We start from the raw sequence: 16,262 nt of genomic DNA, 5'->3' as shown, positions 1-16,262 counted from the left end.
ATGCGATGGCGTATGGATGCTGCGGCGCAACAGCTTCGCGCAGTTGTTCGGGCAATGCTTAGGCCCGGTATTGCCCGGACCGTATATCCTGTGTGGTTTGAAAATGCGGCGCCGCGCGCGCGCGACCAGGAGGGGTAGACAGTGGCGACTTGGCTAGTAACCGGCGGGGCCGGCTTTATCGGCGGAAATTTTGTTCTTGAGGCAGTCGCGCGCGGGGTCCGCGTGATCAATCTCGACGCGCTCACCTATGCGGGGAACCTGAACACGCTGGCGTCGCTGGAAGGCAATGCCGACCATGTCTTCGTCAAGGGCGACATCGGCGACGGCGCGCTGGTGACCCGGCTGCTGCAGGAACATCAGCCGGATGCGGTGCTGAATTTCGCTGCCGAAAGCCATGTGGATCGCTCGATCGAAGGCCCCGGCGCGTTCATCCAGACCAACGTGGTCGGCACCCTGGCCTTGCTCGAGGCCGTGCGCGATTACTGGAAAGCGCTGCCGGACGCGCGCCGCGAGGCCTTTCGGTTCCTGCATGTGTCCACCGACGAGGTCTATGGCACGCTGGGCGAGACCGGCAAGTTCACCGAAACCACGCCGTATGCACCCAATTCCCCGTATTCGGCATCCAAGGCGGCCTCCGATCACCTGGTGCGCGCGTTCCACCACACCTACGGGCTGCCGGTGCTGACCACCAACTGCTCGAACAACTACGGCCCCTACCATTTCCCGGAAAAGCTCATTCCGCTGGTGATCGCCAAGGCGCTGGCCGGCGAGCCGTTGCCGGTGTACGGCGATGGCAAGCAGGTGCGTGACTGGTTGTTCGTCAGCGACCACTGCGAGGCGATCCGCACCGTGCTGGTCAAGGGCAGGGTCGGCGAGACCTATAACGTGGGCGGCAACTCCGAGCGCCAGAACATCGAGGTCGTGCAGGCGATCTGTGCGCTGCTGGATCAGCATCGCCCGCGTGCGGACGGCAAGCCACGCGCAAGCCAGATCACCCATGTCACCGATCGCCCCGGGCACGACCGTCGCTACGCGATCGATGCCTCCAAGCTGAAGAACGAGCTGGGTTGGGAGCCGGCGTATACCTTCGAGCAGGGCATCGCGCAGACGGTGGCGTGGTACCTGACCAATCAGGCCTGGGTCCAGGGCGTGCTGGATGGCAGCTACCGGCTGGAACGGATCGGCGCCGCAGCCTGACGCGACCCCCTAGCAAGCGCCCGCGCATGTCTGCGTGTGCGGGCCTCAACAGGACACCCTGATGACACAACGTAAAGGCATCATTCTGGCGGGCGGCTCCGGCACGCGCCTGTACCCGATCACCAAAGGCGTCAGCAAGCAGCTGTTGCCGGTGTACGACAAGCCGATGATCTACTACCCGCTGAGCGTGCTGATGCTCGCGGGCATCCGCGACATCCTGATCATCAACACGCCGCACGAGCAGGCGCTGTTCCAGTCGCTGCTGGGCGACGGTTCCCAGTGGGGCGTCAATATCCAGTACGCCGTGCAGCCCAGCCCTGACGGTCTGGCGCAGGCCTATCTGATCGGTCGTGAGTTCGTCGACGGCAAGCCGAGTTGCCTGGTGCTGGGCGACAATATCTTCCATGGGCATGGCCTGACCGACACCTTGCGCCGTGCCGATGCGCGCGAGCAGGGTGCCACCGTCTTCGGTTACTGGGTCAACGATCCGGAGCGCTACGGCGTTGCCGAATTTGATCAGCAAGGCAAGGTCATCGACATTGCCGAAAAGCCGGCAGAGCCCCGTTCCAACTACGCGGTCACCGGCTTGTATTTCTACGACGGCCAGGCCAGCGACTACGCGGCTGCCTTGAAGCCCTCGCCGCGCGGCGAGCTGGAGATCACCGATCTCAATCGCTGCTATCTCGATGCCGGCGACCTGCACCTGGAGCCGCTGGGGCGCGGGTATGCATGGCTAGATACCGGTACGCATCAGTCATTGCACGAAGCGGCCAACTTCATCGAGACCATCCAGATGCGTCAGGGCCTGCAGGTGTGCTGCCCGGAAGAAATCGCATTTGGTCAGGGCTGGATCAATGCGGAGCAGCTGGAGCGCCTGGCGGCGCCGTTGTTGAAGAATGACTATGGCAGGTATCTGCACGAATTGGCCGTACGAGGAGTAGTGCCTTGAAAGTGATCGAAACGCGTCTACCTGGTTGCGTCGTCATCGAGCCGGCAGTGTTCGGCGATGCGCGCGGCTATTTCTTCGAAACATGGAATGCCGAACGCTTCGGTCAGCACGGCTTGCCGACGCAATTCGTGCAGAGCAACGTGTCCACCTCCGCCAAGGGCGTGCTGCGTGGTCTGCACTACCAATGGCCGCGTCCGCAAGGCAAGTTGGTCAGCGTGCTGGAGGGGGAGGTCTATGACGTCGCCGTCGATGTGCGTCACGGCTCGCCCAACTTCGGTCAATGGGCGGCGGTGGTGCTGAGCGCGGAGAACAAGAAGCAGTTCTGGATTCCGGAAGGCTTCGCGCACGGCTTTGCGGTGTTGTCCGAACGTGCAGTGTTCAGTTACCTGTGCACCGACGTCTATGTCAAGGAAGCCGACGCCGGCGTGCGCTGGGACGACGCTGCGATCGGGATCGATTGGCCGATCAGCGATCCGTTGCTGTCTGCCAAGGATGCCGATGCGCCGTTCCTGGGTGACGTGGCGGTCGATCGCTTGCCGGTGTTTACCCCGTGACCACATTGGTCTTTGGAGCGAACGGGCAGGTCGGCACCGAGCTGCTGCGCGCACTGGCAGCCGATGGTGCAGTACAGGCCACCACGCGCAGCGGGCAGTTGCCTGATGGCAGTGTCTGCGAGGTGGCGGACTTCGACGCACCGCAGACGCTGACGTCCTTGCTGGACCGGATCGGCCCGAGCTGTGTCGTCAATGCCGCCGCCTATACCGCAGTGGATCGCGCCGAGCAGGACCGCGACGGCGCATTGCGCGCCAATGCGACCTCGCCCGGCGTCATCGCGGCATGGTGTGCATCCAACAACGTACCGCTGGTGCACTACTCGACCGACTACGTCTTCGACGGTCAGGGCACCGCACCGTATCCGGAGGATGCGCACACCTCGCCGCTGGGTGTGTATGGCGAGACCAAGCTTGCTGGCGAGGAGGCGATCCGTGCTTCGGGTGCGCAGCATCTGATCCTGCGCACGGCATGGGTGTATGCCTCGCACGGCGCCAATTTCCTGCGCACCATGCTGCGTGTCGGTGCCGAGCGCGATGAGCTGCGGGTGGTGGCCGATCAGGTCGGAACACCGACACCCGCTGCCCTGATTGCCGATGTCACTGCGCAGTTGCTGCGCCAACGCACACCCGACACGTCGGGTACCTGGCACCTCACGGCTGCAGGGCAGACCAGCTGGCATGGTTTTGCCGAGGCGATCTTCCAGCAAGCTGTCAGCGCAGGCCTGTTGTCGCGCGCACCGCGCGTGGTACCGATCACGACCGCCGACTACCCGACGCACGCAAAGCGGCCGGCGTACTCGCGGCTGTCGATCGACAAACTGCAGCGCGATTTCGACATCGTGTTACCGGACTGGCAGCTCGGCCTGCAGCGCGTGATTGCCGAAATCGCCGCTGCCAGACAGTAAATCGGCGACTCCGGGCGGTGGCGATAGTTCCGCCGATCCATGCAGGCCGCAAAAACAAACAGCCGGGAATCCCCGGCTGTTTGCGTATGTGTTGCAGAATCCTGCAAGCGACCGATCAGGTACGCCCGTAGGTGTCTTCGAAACGCACTATGTCGTCTTCGCCCAGATAGCTGCCTGACTGCACTTCGATCAGTTCCAGCGGCAACTTGCCCGGATTGCGTAGGCGATGGGTTACGCCAAGCGGAATATAGGTACTCTGGTTCTCGGTGAGCAGAAGCACCTCTTCGCCACGCGTGACTTCTGCGGTGCCGCTGACGACGATCCAGTGTTCGGCCCGGTGGTGATGCATCTGCAGGCTGAGCACGGCACCGGGCTTGACGGTGATGCGCTTGACCTGGTGACGGTGACCCATGTCGATCGAATCGTAAGCACCCCACGGGCGATAGACCTTGCGATGCCAGGTGGCCTCGGAACGGCCAGCCGTCTTGATCTGGCCCACCACGTCCTTGACCTCCTGGATGCGATCGCGGTGACCGACCAGCACGGCATCCGGCGTCTCGACGACGACCACGTCTTCCAGGCCGACCATGGCAATCAAGCGCGAGCCGTAGGCGTAGGTGTTGCGGCAGTCGACCTGGATCACGTCGCCATGATGCGCGTTGCCGTCGGCGTCCTGCTTGGACACGTCCAGCAGCGACGACCACGAGCCGACATCGTTCCAGCCGGCATTCAGCGGCACCACCACCGCATCGGCGGTCTTTTCCATCACCGCATAGTCGATCGAATCCGACGGGCTGGAGGCGAACGCATCTTTGTCCAGACGGGTGAAGTCGGGGTCGCGCTTGCCGCCTTCCCACGCCTTCTGGCATGCATCTGCGATGGCAGGCTGGAACTTGCGCAGTTCTTCCAGATAGCGCGAGGCACGGAACAGGAACATGCCGCTGTTCCAGTAATACTCGCCGCTGGCCAGATAGCCTTGCGCGGTGGCCAGGTCGGGCTTTTCGACGAAGCGTTCAACGGCGCTGACGCCGGTACCCGCGCTTGCCTTGATATAGCCATAGCCGGTTTCGGGCGCGGTGGGCTTGATGCCGAAGGTGACCAGCTTGCCTTGTTCGGCTGCAGTCGCCGCCAAGGTGACCGCGGCCTGGAATGCCGCTTCGTCCTGAATCACGTGATCGGACGGCAACACCAGCAGCAGCGGGTCGCTGCCGTTGCGAGTCGCTTCCAGTGCAGCAACGGCGATGGCCGGCGCGGTATTACGACCCTTTAGCTCGAGCAGGATGGCCGACGGCTTCACGCCCAGCTGCTGCAGCTGCTCGGCGGCCATGAAGCGGTGTTCTTCATTGGCCACCACGATGGGTGCATGTGCCGCCACCGGGGCGGAACGCAGCCAGGTGGCCTGCAGCATGCTGTGCTCGCCGACCAGCGGCAGGAACTGCTTGGGATAGGATTCGCGCGACAACGGCCAAAGGCGCGTGCCGGAACCGCCGGACAGGATAATGGGAAGGACGTCGCTCATGGGCGGGGGAAACTCCAAAGTGCGTCTAAAGGTGGGGGAGGGGTGAATCAGCCGCGCAGCAGGTTGGAAATTTCCTGCGTACGCGTTTCCAGCAGTGCGGCGTCGCCGCGCGTTTCCACGTTCAGACGCAGCAGCGGCTCGGTATTGGAGCTGCGCAGGTTGAAGCGCCATTGGCCGAAATCGGCACTGATGCCGTCGGTGTAGTCCAGTGCCGGCGACTGGTCGCCGTAGTGCTCCATCACGCGGGCAACCGCCGCCTTGGCATCGTCCACCTTGAAGTTGATCTCGCCGCTGCAGGGGAATTTCTGCATGCGCGCTTCGACCAGATCCGCCAGCGAACGACCCGACTGCGACACCAGCTCGGCGATCAACAGCCACGGAATCATGCCGGAGTCGGCATAGGCGAACTCGCGGAAATAATGGTGCGCGCTCATCTCGCCGCCATAGACGGCATTTTCGCTGCGCATCTTTTCCTTGATGAAGGCATGGCCGCTCTTGCACAGCACCGGAATGCCGCCGGCGTCCTCGACCATCTCGACGGTGTTCCAGGTCAGGCGTGGGTCGTGCACGACCTTGCCACCCGGCTGTTTGGCCAGGATCGCCTGGGCCAGCAGGCCGACCAGGTAATAGCCTTCGATGAAGCGGCCGGTGTGATCGAAGAAGAAGCAGCGATCGAAGTCACCATCCCAGGCGATACCGAAATCGGCGCCGTGTTCCTTGACCGCCCTGGCCGTGGCGTCGCGGTTTTCCGGCAACAACGGGTTGGGAATGCCATTGGGGAAGTTGCCATCGGGTTCGTGGAAGACGCGGACGAACTCGAACGGCAGCTGCGGTGCAAGCAGGTCGACGATCAGACCGGCGCCGCCGTTGCCGGCGTTGACCACCAACTTGAGCGGCTTGAGCGTGCTGCGGTCCACGTAGCTGAGCAGGTGCTCCAGGTAGGCCGTCTTGTCGGTGCGGCTGTGCTCGCTTGCGGTGGGCTCACCGGGGGCGGCGGTGTCAGCAGCGACGGTGTCGCGAATCGCGAACAGGCCGGTGTCGGAACTGATCGGCCGCGCCTGCTCGCGGACCAGCTTCATGCCGTTGTAGTCCATCGGGTTATGGCTGGCGGTGACCATCACGCCGCCGGCCGCCTTGAGGTGATCGGTCTGGAAATAGACCTCCTCGGTGCCGCACAGGCCGATGTCGATCACTTCGCGGCCGCTGGCGCGCAGGCCGGCCGAGAGCGCTTCCTGCAGGCCGGGACTGGCCAGGCGCACGTCGTGACCCAGGACCACCGGCCCTTGCTCCAGCTGCGCCGCCAATGCCACGCCGATGCGGCGCGCCAAGTCCTCGTTGAGTTCATCCGGCACGCGGCCGCGAATGTCGTAGGCCTTGAAGGCGGGTAGCGTCATGGGCAATTCCTGGGGTGGGGGAAATCCCGAGTTTAGCGGCTGCGCCGTGTCTTGGGTGTGGCGGAATTGCGATCGGGGACAGGGAACAGTCAGCGGCTAGAATGGCCGCTTCACATCAGCGAGGCGAGGGCGGTGATGAGCAATGGTGGGCGTGGTGCGGCAAGCGGCAAACGCTATGCCGATGCCGGGGCGGCGCTGGATGGGGTGCTGGCCGATGGCCAGACCCTGGCGGTCGGCGGCTTTGGCCTGTGCGGAATTCCGGAGGCGCTGATTGCAGCGGTGCGCGAGAGCGGGGTCGGCGGGCTGACCGTGATTTCCAACAACGCCGGCGTCGATGGATTCGGGCTGGGCCAATTATTGGCCACCCGGCAGATCCGCAAGATGATTTCGTCCTACGTGGGCGAAAACAAGGAATTCGAGCGGCAGTATCTGGCCGGCGAACTCGAGCTGGAGTTCAACCCGCAAGGCACGCTGGCCGAGCGTCTGCGCGCGGGCGGTGCGGGAATCCCCGCGTTCTACACCGCAACCGGCTACGGCACCATCGTGGCCCAGGGCAAGGAAACCCGCGAATTCGATGGCAAACAGTACGTGATGGAAACCGCGCTGCAGGCCGATGTCGCGCTGGTCAAGGCCTGGCGTGCGGACACGGCCGGCAATCTGGTGTTCCGCAAGACCGCGCGCAACTTCAACCCGGCCTGTGCCATGGCCGGTCGCGTCTGCGTTGCCGAGGTCGAGGAGATCGTCGAGGTGGGCGCGATCGATCCGGACCAGGTGCATCTGCCCGGCATCTATGTCGACCGGCTGGTGCTCAACGCCACGCCGGAAAAACGCATCGAACAGCGCACCGTGCGCGAAGGACAGCACTGATGGCCTGGACCAGGGACCAGATGGCCGCACGTGCGGCGCGCGAACTGACTGATGGCGCCTACGTCAACCTGGGCATCGGCCTGCCGACGCTGGTGGCCAATCACATTCCCGATGGCATGGACGTGTGGCTGCAATCGGAAAACGGCCTGCTCGGCATCGGCCCGTTTCCCACCGAGGACGAGGTGGATGCAGACCTGATCAATGCCGGCAAGCAGACAGTGACCGCGCGTGCCGGTGCCAGTTATTTCGGCAGCCACGACTCATTTGCGATGATTCGCGGCGGGCACATCGATCTGGCGATTCTCGGTGCGATGCAGGTCACCGACCGCGGCGACCTGGCCAACTGGATGGTGCCCGGCAAGATGGTCAAGGGCATGGGCGGCGCGATGGACCTGGTGGCCGGCGTCAAGCGCGTGGTGGTGCTGATGGAACACGTCGCCAAGGACGGCAGCCACAAGATCCTGCCCGAATGCGATCTGCCATTGACCGGCGTCGGCGTGGTCGATCGCATCATCACCGACTTGGCGGTATTCGACGTCACCGATGGCGGGTTGGTGCTGGTGGAGGCGGCCGAGGGAGTGGAGCTGGATGAGTTGCGCGCCAAAACCGGTGTCGCATTCGTTGTGCAAACACGAGACTAGTTGCGTTGCAATCCGCAAGGCGCCGTCACGGCGCCTTGCGTGCATACCGATAAAGTTTGGATGATGCTGTTTTGGAAATGCCCAGTGTTTGTTCGATCGTGGTGACGCGATGCCCGGAACTGGTCACTGCAAGACCGACGAAGCGCTCGATTGCATGGGCAAGGGTGCCGTCGATCTGCCCTTGTTCGCTTTCAAACTCGCTCGGATGAAGATGTGCATCCAGCAATGGGCGTAGCGCCTCCAGCCGTGCCCAGAACATGCTGCCGGAAGCAAACAAGCTGGTTGCGTCCGGTGCATCCGTGCCTGTGCGAACAGCAAGATAATCCAGTGCGTCAGCGTTGCCGCCGATAAAGTCGGTTACCGGTAAGAGATGACCGTAAGGTGCCATGAGACCGACAAGCGGATCGGTAGAGAACGCATCCACGATCGCATCGACCCGCTGCGGCATTAGCAATGCAGCGAGCATCTCGTTTCGCCAGGCATTTCCGTCATCGCGATGGGTCGATTTCTTGGTGTGCAGCTTCAAAACCAGTTGCACGCCCTCATCGAGTAGCCGGTTGGCCACGTGCAGGAAAGGCAGGATGTCGCGGCCACGATTTTCAAAGCCTGCCACCTCGGCCTGGATGCCGCGCTGCTGTATGCATTGATTGACTTCGAGGACCTTGGTGAGGTCGGTCGTGACGATGATGCGCAGTGGAGTTCCGCACTCGACAATTGCATCGAGCATCTCGTTCAGTACATCAAGATACCAGGCGTGCAAGACCACGCATGCGCTTGGCAAACGTGCTTCGGTTGCAACCCCGGGTGCACGCGTCAACGCCTGACGTGTTGCCTCCAGCCACGCATGTCCCAAGCGCGCATCTGGTTCGAGTACCGCACCTTCGGCCCACTCGTTCCATGCATTGATGAACACCATGCGGTGAGCCGGCGGCGCATTGGCGAGGCGATGTCGCAGGGTGCGCGATAGCCAGTCCCGATAGCGACGGGGGGATGCGTGCAGGTAGATGCGTCCTTTTCCCGAGCGTCGTGGTTCGTTGTCCCAGCCCGGATTGACGCCCGGATATAGCGTGTACTCGCGTAGCGGTCGCCGTTCCATGTCGCACGCAAGTTCTCGCCAATCGAGTACCTCGCCGTTGAAATCCGGGTTCAGCAACCGCTGTCTGGCAGTGACCGACGCTGGCGTACTCATGTTGGGAGGGAATTCGACTGCGGCATCGAATCCGATGTCGCGCGGATCGGGGCGCTCGAAACCCTGGACGTAGGCCAGGTGAATTTCGCCGACTCCGTTATCGCGACACCACTTGCGCCAACGCGCTGCGGTCTGTGCGGGATCGGGCAATAAATGTGGCCGATACACCAATAGTAACGGGCGGCCATCCACGCGCAGATATGTCGGATTGCGTAGATATGTCGCGACATGGGCAATAAAGGCAAGGTCGTCGTCGGCGCTGTGCGCCTGGTCGATCAGAATGTCGTCGCCACGGCCATCCCAGCGGCGCGCCCACTTCTCGTTTGCCCAGCAAAGGCAAAAAGGCAACGTGATCGAGGTGTCTTCGTGCCGTTGGGCAATCGGCATTTCCAGCAAGGTCTTACCGGCAAACCAGTAGAAGTAAAAGCAAAACGCACCAAGGCCGTACTCCTGTGCCAAACGTGCCTGCTCGCGCATGACCTGTGGTGTGCGAAGGTCATAGAAGCCCAGATCCGCCGGAAGGCGTGGTTGTTGATGGCCTTCAAACTGTGCAAGCGCCCGGCTGACATTGCGCCATTCGGTAAAGCCTTTGCCCCACCACGCGTCGTTCTCCGGGATGGGATGAAATTGCGGCAGATAGAATGCTACCAGGGTCGCGGGAAGCGTTTCGGGCAATACAGTCGTGCGATAAGGCACATACCCGATCGCCGCTTCGTCGCTGCGTGCTGCCGGGCGTCGAGAGGTGCAATGGGTGGCACGGCCGCGTGCAGGCTCGGGTACCCAGTCGGCATGTCGTTCCAGGAACCAGCTACGCCAACGATCACGCGTTGCATCACTTAACGGAATTGCACGAAACCCTGCGCGTAATAGTCCAAACAGTTGTGCACGCGCACGTGACTGTATCGAGCGTCCCGCTGTGCTCACAAATTTTGGTAGTTCGGGCCCGAACCACCCTCCGGCGTGACCCAGGTGATGATCTCGTACGGGTCCTTGATGTCACAGGTCTTGCAGTGCACGCAGTTGGCGGCGTTGATCTGCAGGCGCTTGCCGGACGGGCTGCCGGCGTCTGCGACCATTTCGTAGACGTTGGCCGGGCAGAAGCGGGTGCAGGGATTGTCGTATTCCTGCACGCAGCGGGTAGCGCACACGTCGGTATCGAGTACCTTCAGATGCACGGGCTGGTCTTCGTCGTGCTCGGTGGCAGCGAAGTACACCGCCTGCAGCCGGTCGCGCGGAGCGAGCTCGCGCGTGCCGTAGTGGCGCGTGGGTTGCTCGTACTCGCCGATCTTGTGCAATGCCGACCAGTCGGGCTTGTTCTTCAGTGTCCATGGTGAGGCGCCCTTGAGCGCAGTTTCCCAGGCGGCGTTGAGCAGGCCGAACCACAGGCCCTTCTTGAAGCCCGGCTTGATGTTGCGCACCTGCTTGAGTTCGGCCATCGCATCGGAGGCGCGCAACTTGGCGTCGAAGCCTTGCGGCGCCAGCTGCGATTGCACCAGATGCTCGGCCGCCAGCATGCCGCTGCGGATCGCCTGGTGGGTGCCCTTGATCTTGGGCACGTTGAGCAGGCCGGCAGTGTCGCCGATCAACAGGGCGCCGGGCATTTCCACCTTCGGCAGCGACTGCCAGCCGCCGGTGACGATGGCACGCGCGCCGGCCGAGAGGATGCTGCCGCCTTCCAGCAACGGCTTGATCAGCGTGTGGTTCTTCCATTGCTGGAAGGCTTCCCATGGCTGGTATTGCGGGTCGCTGTAGTCCAGCCCGCTCACATAACCGAGCGCGATCTGGTTGTTGTCCAGGTGATACAGGAAGCTGCCGCCGTAGGTGCGGTTGTCGGCCGGCCAGCCCAGCGTATGCACGATCTTGCCGGGGCTGACGCGCCCCTCCGGTACCTGCCACAGTTCCTTGATGCCGATCGAGTAGCCCTGCGGGTCGGCGTCGGCGGTGAGGTCGAAGCGCTTGAGCAGGCGCTTGGTGAGGTGCCCGCGTGCGCCTTCGGCCAGCACGGTGACCTTGGCACGGATGTCGATGCCGGCGGTGTAACCGGGCTTGTGCGACCCATCCTTGGCCACGCCCATGTCGCCGATACGTACGCCGATGACCTGGTCGTTGGCGTCGTGCAGCGTTTCGGCAGCGGCAAAGCCCGGATAGATCTCCACGCCCAATGCTTCGGCCTGCGGCGCCAGCCAGGCGCACATTGCGCCCAGGCTGACGATGAAGTTGCCGTGGTTGCGCATGCCCGGCGGCACCACCGGGAACTTGCGCGCGCTGTCCTTGCCGAGGAACCAGAACTCGTCGTCGGTGGCGGCCACGCAGATCGGCGGCGGGTTGTCGCGCCAGCCCGGCAGCAAGGCATCCAGCGGGCCCGGCTCGATCACCGCGCCGGACAGGATATGCGCACCGATGGTGCTGGATTTTTCGATCACGCAGACGCTGATGGCCGGATCCAGCTGCTTGAGCCGGATCGCAAAAGCCAGCCCGGCCGGGCCGGCGCCGACGGTGACGACGTCGTACTCCATCACGTCGCGCTCGACCGTCTCTGGCGCACTTGCGCCGACTCCTGCTTCCGACATTGCTCCGCTCCCGTTGGCTCGATGGCTACCGCGCATTTTCCGGGATTCGATGTGACGGCGGCAAATCGGATCGATTCATCCGTGGCGCCCAGCCTCCACGCAGCCGGAGCGTGCTAGCGTTTGAAACATGAAGATTCGGGTTGCCTTGCCGCATGCGGAGATCGCCTGGTGCCGCGGCTGGTTGCCGCGCGCGCAGGCCGATGCGCTGCTGCAGGTGCTGCTGACGCAGGTGCAGTGGGAGGTGCATCGCATCCGCATGTTCGGGCGGACGGTGGATTCGCCGCGTCTGAGCAGTTGGATCGGCGATGCTGAGGCAAGTTACCGCTACTCGGGCACGCAGTTCGCACCGCAGCCGTGGCTGGAGGCATTGCAGCCTCTACGCGCGCGCCTGCAGGCCGAGACCGGGGCGCCATTCAACAGCGTGCTGGCCAACCGTTACCGCAGCGGCAACGATGCGATGGGCTGGCACAGCGACGACGAGCCGGAGTTGGGCGCGCAGCCGTTGATCGCTTCGCTGAGCCTGGGCGCGACGCGGCGCTTTGCCTTCAGGCATCGCGACGATGCGGCGTTGAAGCAGGCGCTGGAACTGGGGCACGGCGATTTGCTGCTGATGGGAGGCGATACCCAGCGCCACTACAAGCATGCGTTGCCGCGCACCGCAAAACCGGTCGGCGAGCGCATCAATCTGACGTTTCGCCAGATTGATGCGCGGGGCCCCAAGCGCTAGTCCGGCTGTCGCGGTGACAGCGGACGCGGCAAGCGCTGACTATCCTGCTGGCCATTGAGCAGGGTCCAGCCGACCAGTTCGGTGGTGACCTGCGTCATCGCCTGTTCGAATGCCGCTGCCACTGCCGCCGTGTCGGTGCCGCTGGACGGGCGTGCCACCAGGAAGGTGCGCGAGGCCACCACGCGCTGGTCGGCGGCGTGCAGCAGCTTGGCATTGAGTTCGATGGTGGCCGAGGGCAGCGCCTGGCCGGCGTAATCGGACTCGAAGCGGCGCAGGTCGATCGCCAGCTTGTAGTCGGAGCGGATGCCGGTGCCGATGCGGGCGACCGCGGCGATCTTGCCGGAGTCCTCGAATGCGCGCACCACGCTGTCTTCCAGCATATCGGTGGCCGGCTGCGCCCAGCCTGCGCCGTGGTAGACCTGCAATTCGCTCGGGGTCGGGCGCACGTTGATGCGCGGGCTGTCGATGATGCGCGCCGCGCTCGGCTTGGCCACCGCCAGTTGCCAGGTAACCTGCGGCCAGGACGGATTGGGCGTCACCCGCACGGTCGGCGCGTAGATGGTGGCCGGCTTCTGGTCGCCGCCGGTCAGCAGCGAGCAGCCGCCCAGCGCCAGCAGGGAGACGCACAACACGGGACGCAACAGGCGCATGGCAGTCATTTCGGTTCGAACTCCTTGGGTGCGTCGCGGCCGAGCAGGTAGCGCGCAGGGTTGTTGTCCAGTTTGTCGCTGACCCGGCGCAGGTCGCGGATCAGGCCGCGCAGTTCGGTCAGCGTGGGCCCGAGCTGGCCCAGCCCGTCGTTGGCAAAGCTGTTGATGGCCGCGCGGTTCTCGCCAAGGATGTTGTCGGCGTTGCCGGCAGCCGAATCCAGCTTGACCAGGGTGGCATCGAGCTTCTCCAGGATGCCCGGCAGCTGCTGCACCAGGTTCTGGTCCAGCCGCTTGATGGTGCCGTTGGTGGTGGTCAGGGTGGTGTCCAGATTGCGTGCGGCATCGCGCGCGCTGACGATCAGCGCCTGCATGCCTTCGTCGCGATCGGCGATGCCGCCGCTGATCTTTTCCAGGTTCTGCAAGGTGGCAGTGATGCTGGCCACGTTCTTGTCCGAGAGCATCTGGTCCATGCGCTCGACGATGCGGTTGGCGGTATCGGTGATGTTCTGCAGCGCCGACGGCGTGGTCTGGATGATCGGCGCGTCGCTCTTGTCGATGGTGGTCAGCGACGGTGCCTCGGGCGTGCCGCCGGAGAGCTGGATGATCGACGGGCCGGTCAGGCTGGTGATGGCCAGCTTGGCGCGGGTATCGCTCTTGATCGGCGTGGTGGAGTTCACCCGCACGTGCGCGACCACCTGGCGCGGGTCGTTCGGCGCCAGCGTCAGCTCGGTGATCGAGCCGACCGCGATGCCGTTGTACTGCACCGGGCTGCCGACCGACAGGCCGGTCACCGCCTCGCGGAACACCACCCGGTACTGCTGCCAGGTGCGGTCGGAGGAATACTTTGCGGCCCATAGCCCGAACAGCAGCAGGGCCAGGCCCGCCACGATGGTGAAGGCGCCGATCAGGACGTAATTGGCTTTGGTTTCCATGCTCAGGCGGTCTCGGTGGAGTCGGTCTTGGCCGCGCGCGCGGCGCGGGCGCGCGGACCGTGGAAGTATTCCTGGATCCAGGGGTGGTCGACCTGTTCGATCTCGGCCAGCGGCGCGTTGGCAATCACCTTGTGATCGGCCAGCACCGCGATGCGGTCGCAGATGGCGTACAGCGTATCCAGGTCATGGGTAATCAGGAACACGGTCAGGCCCAATGCCTGCTGCAAGGTGCGGATCAGGCGGTCGAAGGCGGCCGCGCCGATCGGGTCCAGCCCGGCAGTGGGCTCGTCCAGGAACAGCAGCGGCGGATCCAGCGCCAGCGCCCGCGCCAGGCCGGCGCGCTTGCGCATGCCGCCGGACAGCTGCGAGGGCAGTTTGTCCAGTGCATCGGCCGGCAGGCCGGCCAGCTTGATCTTCAGCAGCGCCAGTTCGAAATACCAGCGCTCCGGAAACTCGCCGTGATGCTCCTTCAGCGGCACCTGCACGTTTTCGCCGACGGTCATCGACGAGAACAGCGCGCCGTCCTGGAACAGCACGCCGGTATTGCGGGTGATGTGCTGGCGGTCGGCGAAGCGGCCCGAGCGCGCATCCGCCCCCAATACCTGGATGCTGCCGGCATCCGGCTCGCGCAGGCCCAGGATGCTGCGCATCAGCACCGACTTGCCGGTGCCCGAGCCGCCGACCACGCCCAGGATCTCGCCGCGACGCACGTCCAGATCCAGGTCCTCGTGCACGACCTGGCTGCCGAAACGGTTGGTCAGCCCGCGCACGGAAATCGCCAGCTGGTCGTCGTCGGCCTCGGCCTCTGTGCCGGGATTGGGGAGTGGGGATTCGGGATGGGTCACAGCACAGCTCTCCCGGGTGTCAGGGCGCCAGCTGCGCTTCTGCCTTGCACGAATCCCGAATCCCGAATGTCCAATCCCGGCTCCATCACCACCCCATCTTCATGAACCACAGCGCGGCGACCGCGTCGAGGATGATGACCAAGGAAATCGTCTGCACCACCGAGGAGGTGGTGCGCTCGCCCACCGATTGCGCGGTGCCGCTGACCTTCAGGCCTTCCAGGCAGCCGATCAGGCCGATCACCAGCGCAAACAGCGGCGCCTTGGACAGCCCGACCAGGAAATGCCGCAACTGGATGGTGTCGTGCATGCGCGCCAGGTACATCTGCGGCGGAATGTCCAGGTCGAACGCGCCCACGGTGACGCCGCCGGCCAGGCCGGCGATCATCGCGATGAAGGTCAGCAGCGGCAGGGTGAAGATCAGCGCGAGCAGGCGTGGGATCACCAGCAGGTCGATCGGGTCCAGGCCCAGGGTGCGGATCGCGTCCACTTCCTCGCGTGATTTCATCGCACCGATCTGCGCGGTGAAGGCGCTGGCAGTGCGCCCGGCCAGCACGATGGCGGTCAGCAGCACCGCGAACTCGCGCAGGAAGGCGATGGACACCAGTTCCACCACATAAATTTCCGCACCGAAGTCGCGCAGGATGGTCGAGCCCAGGAACGCGATCACCGCGCCAACCAGGTACGACAGCAGCACCACCAGCGGCACCGCATCCAGGCCGACCTGCTCCATGTGGTGCACGGTGGCGGTCAGGCGGAAGCGGCGCGGCTCGTGGATCAGCCGCCCGATCTTGACCAGGTTCTCGCCCAGAAAACTGTTCAGTTCCAGGATGCCCTGGCCGACGCCATGGGTGGTGCGGCCCAGACGGTCCAGCGCGGCGACAAAGCCGTAGTCGCGTTTGGGCTTGGGGCGTTCGTCGTTGAGTTCCTCGATGGTGCACACCAGGGCCTGGTGCTCATCGCGGAAATCGATCGCATCTTCCTTCAGGCCCATGCGGCCGGCAAAGCGCAGCAACTGCAGCACGCCGGCCGAATCCAGTTGGCCGATGCCGCGCGCGTCGATGCGGCGCACCCCGTCGGGCACGGCCTGCAGCTGTTCTGCCTGGGACAGGGCGGTTGCCAGCACCCAACTGCCGGCGAGGCGGAGCTGGGTCTGATCCTGCGAGTCTTGGTCGATGCGGGGAGGTTGCGGTTTGATCATGGGTGGCCTGTCCGTGGCGCCAGCATACCGCGCCCGGCGTGAGCGAATGATGGGGACGCTTCGCACTTGTGGTCCCGGCACAGACGATCGGCACGCCGGCCAGGGGCGCTGCGACATACACTGGC

Annotated in this window: 15 protein-coding genes; 7 read left to right on the top strand and 8 right to left on the bottom strand. The window is 64.3% G+C overall.

The window, feature by feature from the left end; all coding sequences use genetic code 11:
* Nucleotides 1–141: 141 nt before the first annotated feature.
* The 4 genes from rfbB to rfbD all read left to right on the top strand — a co-directional run bounded on the left by rfbB (nucleotide 142) and on the right by rfbD (nucleotide 3,605).
* Nucleotides 142–1,197 carry a dTDP-glucose 4,6-dehydratase gene (gene rfbB / locus H7A86_RS17015; protein ID WP_119131796.1) on the top strand — a complete coding sequence of 352 codons (1,056 nt, stop codon included), beginning with the start codon at nucleotides 142–144 and terminating at the stop codon, nucleotides 1,195–1,197.
* Between the two features lie 61 nt (nucleotides 1,198–1,258).
* Nucleotides 1,259–2,146 (top strand): glucose-1-phosphate thymidylyltransferase RfbA, encoded by an 888-nt coding sequence (gene rfbA, locus H7A86_RS17010; RefSeq protein WP_119131797.1) that lies wholly within the window; start codon nucleotides 1,259–1,261, stop codon nucleotides 2,144–2,146.
* The gene (gene rfbC / locus H7A86_RS17005; RefSeq protein WP_016903935.1) at nucleotides 2,143–2,700 is read left to right on the top strand and encodes a dTDP-4-dehydrorhamnose 3,5-epimerase; all 558 of its coding nucleotides are present in this window, start codon (nucleotides 2,143–2,145) and stop codon (nucleotides 2,698–2,700) included. The genes rfbA and rfbC overlap by 4 nt, the downstream gene beginning before the upstream one ends.
* On the top strand, nucleotides 2,697–3,605 hold the full coding sequence (gene rfbD, locus H7A86_RS17000; protein WP_119131798.1) for a dTDP-4-dehydrorhamnose reductase: 909 nt from the start codon (nucleotides 2,697–2,699) through the stop codon (nucleotides 3,603–3,605). The genes rfbC and rfbD overlap by 4 nt, the downstream gene beginning before the upstream one ends.
* A 115-nt stretch (nucleotides 3,606–3,720) precedes the next feature.
* Here rfbD and H7A86_RS16995 read toward each other — a convergent pair whose 3' ends face one another.
* A complete protein-coding gene (locus H7A86_RS16995) occupies nucleotides 3,721–5,124 on the bottom strand; it encodes a mannose-1-phosphate guanylyltransferase/mannose-6-phosphate isomerase (RefSeq protein ID WP_119131799.1) in 1,404 nt (467 codons plus the stop codon).
* Nucleotides 5,125–5,171: 47 nt separating this feature from the next.
* On the bottom strand, nucleotides 5,172–6,518 hold the full coding sequence (locus H7A86_RS16990) for a phosphohexomutase domain-containing protein (RefSeq protein WP_119131800.1): 1,347 nt from the start codon (nucleotides 6,516–6,518) through the stop codon (nucleotides 5,172–5,174).
* A gap of 135 nt (nucleotides 6,519–6,653) precedes the next feature.
* Here H7A86_RS16990 and H7A86_RS16985 point away from each other — a divergent pair, with 135 nt between their 5' ends.
* A complete protein-coding gene (locus H7A86_RS16985) occupies nucleotides 6,654–7,385 on the top strand; it encodes a CoA transferase subunit A (RefSeq protein WP_104583296.1) in 732 nt (243 codons plus the stop codon).
* The gene (locus H7A86_RS16980; protein WP_119131801.1) at nucleotides 7,385–8,026 is read left to right on the top strand and encodes a CoA transferase subunit B; all 642 of its coding nucleotides are present in this window, start codon (nucleotides 7,385–7,387) and stop codon (nucleotides 8,024–8,026) included. The genes H7A86_RS16985 and H7A86_RS16980 overlap by 1 nt, the downstream gene beginning before the upstream one ends.
* Nucleotides 8,027–8,051: 25 nt before the next feature.
* Here the strand turns inward: H7A86_RS16980 and H7A86_RS16975 are convergent, their stop codons facing one another.
* The gene (locus H7A86_RS16975) at nucleotides 8,052–10,139 is read right to left on the bottom strand and encodes a glycoside hydrolase family 99-like domain-containing protein (protein ID WP_119131802.1); all 2,088 of its coding nucleotides are present in this window, start codon (nucleotides 10,137–10,139) and stop codon (nucleotides 8,052–8,054) included.
* Nucleotides 10,136–11,785: an electron transfer flavoprotein-ubiquinone oxidoreductase gene (locus H7A86_RS16970; protein WP_119131803.1), complete on the bottom strand. Its 1,650-nt coding sequence runs from the start codon at nucleotides 11,783–11,785 to the stop codon at nucleotides 10,136–10,138. Before H7A86_RS16970 ends, H7A86_RS16975 begins: the two co-directional genes overlap by 4 nt.
* Before the next feature lie 127 nt (nucleotides 11,786–11,912).
* On the opposite strand from H7A86_RS16970, the gene H7A86_RS16965 reads away from it, so the two are divergent.
* Complete coding sequence (locus tag H7A86_RS16965; RefSeq protein ID WP_119131804.1) at nucleotides 11,913–12,512, top strand: alpha-ketoglutarate-dependent dioxygenase AlkB family protein; 600 nt, start codon at nucleotides 11,913–11,915, stop codon at nucleotides 12,510–12,512.
* On the opposite strand, the gene H7A86_RS16960 is transcribed toward H7A86_RS16965, so the two are convergent.
* From H7A86_RS16960 to H7A86_RS16945, 4 genes are all read right to left on the bottom strand, one after another.
* Nucleotides 12,509–13,171: an ABC-type transport auxiliary lipoprotein family protein gene (locus H7A86_RS16960; RefSeq protein WP_104583300.1), complete on the bottom strand. Its 663-nt coding sequence runs from the start codon at nucleotides 13,169–13,171 to the stop codon at nucleotides 12,509–12,511. The genes H7A86_RS16965 and H7A86_RS16960 overlap by 4 nt on opposite strands.
* The gene (locus H7A86_RS16955; protein ID WP_011035876.1) at nucleotides 13,168–14,094 is read right to left on the bottom strand and encodes an MlaD family protein; all 927 of its coding nucleotides are present in this window, start codon (nucleotides 14,092–14,094) and stop codon (nucleotides 13,168–13,170) included. The genes H7A86_RS16960 and H7A86_RS16955 overlap by 4 nt, the downstream gene beginning before the upstream one ends.
* Before the next feature lie 2 nt (nucleotides 14,095–14,096).
* A complete protein-coding gene (locus H7A86_RS16950; protein ID WP_104649397.1) occupies nucleotides 14,097–14,939 on the bottom strand; it encodes an ABC transporter ATP-binding protein in 843 nt (280 codons plus the stop codon).
* Between the two features lie 85 nt (nucleotides 14,940–15,024).
* Nucleotides 15,025–16,254 carry an ABC transporter permease gene (locus H7A86_RS16945; protein WP_180708169.1) on the bottom strand — a complete coding sequence of 410 codons (1,230 nt, stop codon included), beginning with the start codon at nucleotides 16,252–16,254 and terminating at the stop codon, nucleotides 15,025–15,027.
* Between the last annotated feature and the right edge of the window lie 8 nt (nucleotides 16,255–16,262).

It is taken from the genome of Xanthomonas euroxanthea (assembly GCF_903989455.1).
GTDB lineage: Bacteria > Pseudomonadota > Gammaproteobacteria > Xanthomonadales > Xanthomonadaceae > Xanthomonas > Xanthomonas euroxanthea.
Note: the sequence above shows the minus strand (reverse complement) of the source record. Positions and strands in the feature narration are given on the sequence as shown.

Coding starts and splice junctions, on each gene's coding strand:
- rfbA (WP_119131797.1), top strand. CDS start 1,259: ATGACACAACGTAAAGGCATCATTCTGGCGGGCGGCTCCGGCACGCGC.
- H7A86_RS16995 (WP_119131799.1), bottom strand. CDS start 5,124: ATGAGCGACGTCCTTCCCATTATCCTGTCCGGCGGTTCCGGCACGCGC.
- H7A86_RS16990 (WP_119131800.1), bottom strand. CDS start 6,518: ATGACGCTACCCGCCTTCAAGGCCTACGACATTCGCGGCCGCGTGCCG.
- H7A86_RS16985 (WP_104583296.1), top strand. CDS start 6,654: ATGAGCAATGGTGGGCGTGGTGCGGCAAGCGGCAAACGCTATGCCGAT.
- H7A86_RS16980 (WP_119131801.1), top strand. CDS start 7,385: ATGGCCTGGACCAGGGACCAGATGGCCGCACGTGCGGCGCGCGAACTG.
- H7A86_RS16970 (WP_119131803.1), bottom strand. CDS start 11,785: ATGTCGGAAGCAGGAGTCGGCGCAAGTGCGCCAGAGACGGTCGAGCGC.
- H7A86_RS16965 (WP_119131804.1), top strand. CDS start 11,913: ATGAAGATTCGGGTTGCCTTGCCGCATGCGGAGATCGCCTGGTGCCGC.
- H7A86_RS16960 (WP_104583300.1), bottom strand. CDS start 13,171: ATGACTGCCATGCGCCTGTTGCGTCCCGTGTTGTGCGTCTCCCTGCTG.
- H7A86_RS16955 (WP_011035876.1), bottom strand. CDS start 14,094: ATGGAAACCAAAGCCAATTACGTCCTGATCGGCGCCTTCACCATCGTG.
- H7A86_RS16945 (WP_180708169.1), bottom strand. CDS start 16,254: ATGTCGCAGCGCCCCTGGCCGGCGTGCCGATCGTCTGTGCCGGGACCA.